This window comes from Aequoribacter sp. (genome assembly GCF_965659035.1).
Classification (GTDB): Bacteria; Pseudomonadota; Gammaproteobacteria; order Pseudomonadales; family Halieaceae; genus Aequoribacter.
The window spans coordinates 1-6,127 of sequence record NZ_CBFHWH010000050.1; the positions used below are offsets into that span (position 1 = coordinate 1).

General features: G+C 50.6%; 6 protein-coding genes. 1 reads left to right on the plus strand and 5 read right to left on the minus strand.

Annotated features, from left to right (window positions below; all coding sequences use genetic code 11):
* Nucleotides 1-207 precede the first annotated feature (207 nt).
* Nucleotides 208-414, plus strand: a complete 207-nt coding sequence (locus ACTF5Z_RS08220; RefSeq protein WP_438985218.1) for a type II toxin-antitoxin system RelE/ParE family toxin — start codon at nt 208-210, stop codon at nt 412-414.
* 17 nt (nt 415-431) lie between these two features.
* Here the strand turns inward: ACTF5Z_RS08220 and glmS are convergent, their stop codons facing one another.
* The 5 genes from glmS to ACTF5Z_RS08245 form a co-directional block, all read right to left on the minus strand.
* Nucleotides 432-2,258, minus strand: coding sequence for a glutamine--fructose-6-phosphate transaminase (isomerizing) (gene glmS, locus ACTF5Z_RS08225; RefSeq protein ID WP_438985219.1), 1,827 nt, complete (start codon nt 2,256-2,258; stop codon nt 432-434).
* 8 nt (nt 2,259-2,266) lie between these two features.
* On the minus strand, nt 2,267-3,628 hold the full coding sequence (glmU, locus tag ACTF5Z_RS08230; protein WP_438985220.1) for a bifunctional UDP-N-acetylglucosamine diphosphorylase/glucosamine-1-phosphate N-acetyltransferase GlmU: 1,362 nt from the start codon (nt 3,626-3,628) through the stop codon (nt 2,267-2,269).
* Between the two features lie 117 nt (nt 3,629-3,745).
* Nucleotides 3,746-4,168, minus strand: a complete 423-nt coding sequence (locus tag ACTF5Z_RS08235) for a F0F1 ATP synthase subunit epsilon (RefSeq protein WP_438985221.1) — start codon at nt 4,166-4,168, stop codon at nt 3,746-3,748.
* A gap of 26 nt (nt 4,169-4,194) precedes the next feature.
* The gene (gene atpD, locus ACTF5Z_RS08240) at nt 4,195-5,592 is read right to left on the minus strand and encodes a F0F1 ATP synthase subunit beta (RefSeq protein ID WP_423848854.1); all 1,398 of its coding nucleotides are present in this window, start codon (nt 5,590-5,592) and stop codon (nt 4,195-4,197) included.
* 61 nt (nt 5,593-5,653) lie between these two features.
* On the minus strand, nt 5,654-6,127 hold a 474-nt coding region (locus ACTF5Z_RS08245), incomplete at its 5' end, for a F0F1 ATP synthase subunit gamma (protein ID WP_438985222.1).

The window sequence follows — 6,127 nt, forward strand, 5'->3', positions numbered from 1 at the left end:
GATCGCTGGGGTAACGAAGCCGGCGCTGAATGACGGCAAAGCGATCGCAGCCGCCAAGGCGGTTCTTTTAAAGTTCTGGTTCATAAACATCCCTTGTGTACGGTGCACCGGGCAATGGTGCGGAGATAAATTCAAAGATTTAAGGAACAAGAATGCTAGCAGGTAGTCAGATTGTGCGCATGGGAAATATTACGCTTTTGTAACACCATGCTTACTTTAGAAACCAACCTCAGAGCAGTTAGATATTTTTTGCGGCAGAGTAGAGACTTGATTGTTTGGCAAAGGTTTGAATTGTCACCTCCGGTGAGAGTTCACCCGTTTAGATCACACATCATTATTTATACACAAGAAAACAACGGCGATATTTTTATTGTTCGCGTACGGCATAGTCGTGAAGACTGGGTGAACCGTTAATAAGGCACCTGTCGAACCTACTCCACCGTCACTGACTTCGCCAAATTCCTTGGCTTATCCACATCCGTACCTTTCTGAATAGCCACGTAGTAAGACAGCAACTGCAGGGCAACGGTGTAGGTAATTGGGCTGGTAATCGCATCACAATGCGGCATGTTAATCACATGCACACGGTCACTGCTTTCAAAGCCGGCTTCCTCGGGCGCAAAGACGTAGAGCTCGCCGCCGCGCGAACGCACCTCTTCCAAGTTAGAACGCAGTTTTTCTAGGAGTTCATCGTTAGGTGCCACAGCAATGACTGGCATGTCTTCATCAACTAGAGCTAGGGGGCCGTGCTTGAGCTCGCCGGCGGGATATGCCTCGGCGTGAATGTAGGAAATCTCTTTAAGTTTGAGCGAACCCTCGAGCGCAATAGGGTAATACACGCCTCGACCCAAAAACAGAGCGTGGTGTTTTTGAATAAACCGCTCTGACACCGCCTCAATGCGAGCGCGCTGCGCGAGCACGGCTTCGACATCATCCGGTAGCGAACGAAGCGCCTGCAACAGCTGGTTCTGAACGTCAGCATCTAAGCCTTTGCGACGACCAAATGCCAACAACAGTACGAGTACACCCACCAACTGCGTCGTGAACGCTTTGGTCGAAGCGACACCAATTTCAGGACCTGCCTGCGTTAAAAAGACGAGATCACTTTCACGAACTAGAGCGCTGTTATCGACATTGGCAATAACGAGAGAGGCCAAAAACTCACCGGGCGCTGCGTCGCGAAGCGCGGCCAAACTGTCAGCGGTTTCGCCCGACTGTGAAATGGTTAGCAAGAGGGTATTGGGGCGTTTAGCGCGAGCGCGGTAACGAAACTCCGACGCAACCTCGACGTAACAGGGCATACCCAAATGCTGCTCGAACCAGTATTTAGCGACCATGCCAGCGTGATACGAAGTACCGCAGGCCACAATTTGAATGGCCTCGACCTGATCAAAAACAGCACTAGCGTTGTCACCAAAAATCGTTTCGTCAACTGCTGGTAGACCCGCATAACTGACGGTTTCGGCTAAAACTCGGGGCTGCTCGTAGATCTCCTTTAACATAAAGTGATCAAAATCGCCCTTACTGGCTTGGTCGAGTTTGTCTTTAAGCTCGACAATCGGCCGCTCGACAGTGTGGCCATCGCGCGCCCACACGTGATAATGCTTTGGCGTTAAGGAAACTCGATCGCCTTCCTCTAGGTAAATAAACCGATTCGTCACTTGGCGCAAGGCCAGTGGATCTGAGGCCACAAAATACTCACCAAAACCAATGCCTAAAACCAAAGGGCTACCATGCCGAGCCGCGGCGATACGTTCTGGGTGGGCAATATCTATCGCGGCGATTGCATACGCACCCTCTAAACGTTCAACCACATGCTCCAGGGCCTGATCAAGGTCTTCGCCCTTGTGAACTTCTAGGTAGAGTAAGTGAGCAATAACTTCCGAGTCGGTTTGCGAGCTAAACTCGATGCCTTGAGCCTGCAGCTCTTTTCGCAGAGCGTCGTGGTTTTCGATAATTCCGTTGTGCACAATGGCAACGCGATTATGGCTGACATGCGGGTGTGCGTTTTCCGATGACGGTACTCCGTGCGTTGCCCAACGGGTGTGAGCAATACCTACATGGCTGTTAGATGGGTTGGCGTTAATAGCATCTTCCAAGTTGGCTACCTTGCCTTGATGCTTCGAAAGATACAGCTGGCCGTCGTCGAGTAGGGCAATACCGGCGCTATCGTAGCCGCGATATTCTAGACTGTGTAATCCGGAAAGAAGTATCTCAGATACTGGACGTTGCGCTGTCGCGCCCACAATGCCGCACATAGTAATTCCTACTTGTTTTTTTCGGGACGTTTCCAGCCCGAAATATTACGTTGCTTACCTCGGCCAATGGCAAGTTCACCCGGGCCCACTGTTTTGGTCACGACTGAGCCCGCACCCACAAAACCATCAGTTTCAATGGTTACGGGAGCGACAAGCGTGGAGTTAGAGCCAACAAACACATTGTCTCCCATCGTCGTTTGAAATTTGTTTGCGCCATCATAGTTACACGTGATAGTTCCGGCTCCCACATTAACCCCAGAGCCCAAGACGGCATCGCCGATGTAAGACAAGTGGTTAACCTTCGAACCTTCACCCAAAATGGCTTTTTTGGTTTCGACAAAATTGCCGATTTTTGTGTTAGCCGCCAGCTCTGTTCCGGGCCGTAAGCGGGCGAAAGGCCCAATGGTAGCCGAAGCACCAACGCTTGCCTGCTCTAAGTGACTCATGGCGCAGATTCGTGAGCCTGATCCAATAGTAGAATTACGAATGACGCAGTTAGGTTCAATAGTCACGTTGTCGCCGAGCACAACGTCGCCTTCAAAAACCGCGTTCACATCAACGAAGCAATCTTTACCAACGGTTAACGAACCTCGTATATCGATCCGAGCAGGGTCGGCAACACCCAGACCCTGATCCATCAGGGCTTTAATTTCCCGCAGTTGATAGGCGCGTTCAAGTTGCGCCAACTGAGCCCGCGTATTCACACCTTCGGTTTCTACCGCATTATCAACGGTTACAACTTGAACGGCAAAACCATCGGCTACCGCCATTGGCAGTACGTCGGGGAGATAGTATTCACCCTGCGCATTATTGTTCGTCACTAAGGGTAAATACTTGTTCAGCATAGAAACAGGCATCGCCATAACGCCCGTATTCACTTCCTTGATGCCGAGCTCATCCTCATTGGCATCTTTTTGCTCGACCACTCGCGCAAATAGACCCGCCTCATTACGCACGACTCGCCCGTAGCCGTGGGGGTCAGCCAGTAAAGCGCTTAACAGAGCCGGTCCTTGTTGTGCACGGGCAATTAGTGGCTGCAGTGTAGACGCTTGAAGTAGGGGAACGTCGCCATAAAGGATCAATGCCGTCGCTTTAGTATCTAAGTTGGGGAGTGTTTGTAAGACCGCATGACCGGTACCCTGTTGTTTAACTTGCTCTACCCAGGTCAGACTGCGTTCAGCAAATGCTTGCCGAACCTGCTCTCCACCATGGCCGTACACAACCACGGTCTGATCGCTATGAAGCGCCGCTGCTGTATCAAGCACATGACCAAGCAAGGGTTTCGCAGCGATAGTGTGCAGCACTTTTGGTGTGTCGCTTTTCATGCGAGACCCTTGCCCTGCAGCAAGTATTACAATATTCAGTGTCATAGTGTCTCCCCCGCTCAATAGTACCGCCACCGGCGTAATTTGCTATGACAATTTTGTCATGTAGAAGCAAAAAACCCGACTTGACGTCGGGTTTGTAAACTATTACCGCCAATCGGCTTAGCGGGTTTTTTGTCGAATTTTTTGCAGCGTTCGTAGCTGTGCCGCCGCTTCCGCCAAGCGCGCAGACGCACGTCCATAATCAAAGTCTGACGATCGGTTTTCTAGAGCATCAGCCGCATCCTTGCGGGCTTGCTCCGCCGCCGCGGCATCCATATCCTCTGCGCGAAGCGCTGTATCGGCCAAAATAGACACGATGCCTGGCTGCACTTCAAGATACCCGCCAGATACGTAAAATATCTCTTCCTCACCGTTTTGCTTGATGATGCGAACAGGCCCTGGAATAAGTGATGTAAGTAAGGGTGCATGACCATACCCTACACCAAGCTCACCAAGGGCGCCGGTAGCGACAAGCATTTCAACTAAGCCAGAGTATATCTCTTGCTCTGCACTGACGATGTCACAATGTATTGTCATGGCCATACGTGATGTCCTTACCTTTCGTCAATTTACAGCTTTGCGGCTTTCTCAACGGCTTCTTCAATGGTGCCAACCATATAGAAGGCCTGCTCAGGCAAGTGGTCATACTCACCGGATAAAATCGCAGAGAACCCAGCAATAGTGTCCTTCAGAGAGACGTATTTGCCCGGCGCGCCCGTGAATACCTCAGCGACGTGGAACGGCTGTGATAAGAAACGCTCTATCTTACGTGCGCGGTCTACGGTTTGTTTATCTTCTTCAGATAATTCATCCATACCGAGGATGGCGATGATATCTTTTAGTTCTTTATAACGCTGCAGGACGGTTTGGACTCCGCGGGCCGTTTGATAATGCTCTTGACCGACCAACAGCGGGTCTAACTGGCGAGACGTTGAATCCAGCGGATCTACCGCTGGGTAAATACCCTTCGCTGCAATATCTCGGCTTAGTACAACCGTTGAATCTAAGTGAGCAAACGTTGTAGCTGGCGATGGATCCGTCAAGTCATCCGCGGGCACGTATACCGCCTGAATCGAGGTAATAGAACCCACACGCGTTGACGTAATCCGTTCTTGCAGCACACCCATTTCTTCGGCCAGTGTAGGCTGGTAACCTACTGCTGAAGGCATACGGCCCAACAGTGCCGACACCTCGGTTCCTGCCAGTGTGTAACGATAAATATTATCCACGAACAATAATACGTCACGGCCTTCATCACGGAACTTCTCTGCCATGGTCAAGCCAGTCAATGCAACGCGCAAACGGTTTCCTGGCGGCTCATTCATCTGGCCGTAAACCATTGCTACTTTAGAATTGGTGAAGTTTTCGACGTCTACAACTTTTGATTCCTGCATTTCGTAGTAGAAGTCGTTACCCTCACGAGTACGCTCGCCTACACCAGCAAATACAGACAAACCTGAGTGCTCGGTCGCGATGTTGTTAATCAACTCCATCATGTTTACGGTTTTGCCTACGCCGGCGCCGCCGAACAGACCTACCTTACCACCTTTTGCGAAGGGGCAAACCAAGTCGATAACTTTAATACCGGTTTCTAACAACTCTTCGCTAGCAGCCAGTTCTTCATAAGTTGGCGCTTTGCGGTGAATAGAAGCACGCTCCTCTTCGCCGATAGGGCCCTTCTCATCAATGGGGTTACCCAAAACGTCCATGATTCGACCCAAAGTGGCGATCCCCACTGGAACCTGAATCGGTGCCTTGGTATTGGTTACAGGCAATCCGCGGCTTACACCCTCAGAAGAACCCATCGCAATCGCGCGAACAACGCCATCGCCTAATTGTTGCTGAACCTCAAGAGTTAAGCCTTTCTCTTCAACCAACAAGGCATCATAGACCTGTGGCACTTCATCACGGGGGAACTCAACGTCAATTACCGCGCCGATGATTTGAACAATGCGTCCGCTGCTCATGTTCGGATCCTCTATTTACTCTTACTTAGCGCAATGATTGCGCACCAATTTCTTACAGCACTTAGCTAATCGCCGCCGCGCCGCCCACAATTTCAGAAAGTTCTTGCGTAATAGCCGCTTGTCGAGCTTTGTTGTAGACCAACTGAAGCTCATCGATAATTTCACCCGCATTATCCGATGCATTTTTCATCGCTAGCATTCTCGCGGCCTGCTCACACGCGGCGTTTTCAACGACCGCTTGATACACCTGAGACTCAATATATCGAGCCATTAATGACTCGAGTAGTTCTTCCGCGTTTGGCTCGTACAAATAATCCCAAGGGTATTTGACCTCCATGGTTTCATCTGCCTCGATGGGTAATACCTGACGAACTGTCGGAGCCTGAGTCATGGTATTTACAAAGTCATTAGACACGATGTAAATCTTGTCTAGCGTGCCCTGTTCGAAGGCATCGAGCATGATTTTCACGCTGCCGATCAAATCTGCTAGTGCTGGCGATTCTCCAACATCTCGGGTAGCTGCTACCACGTTGCC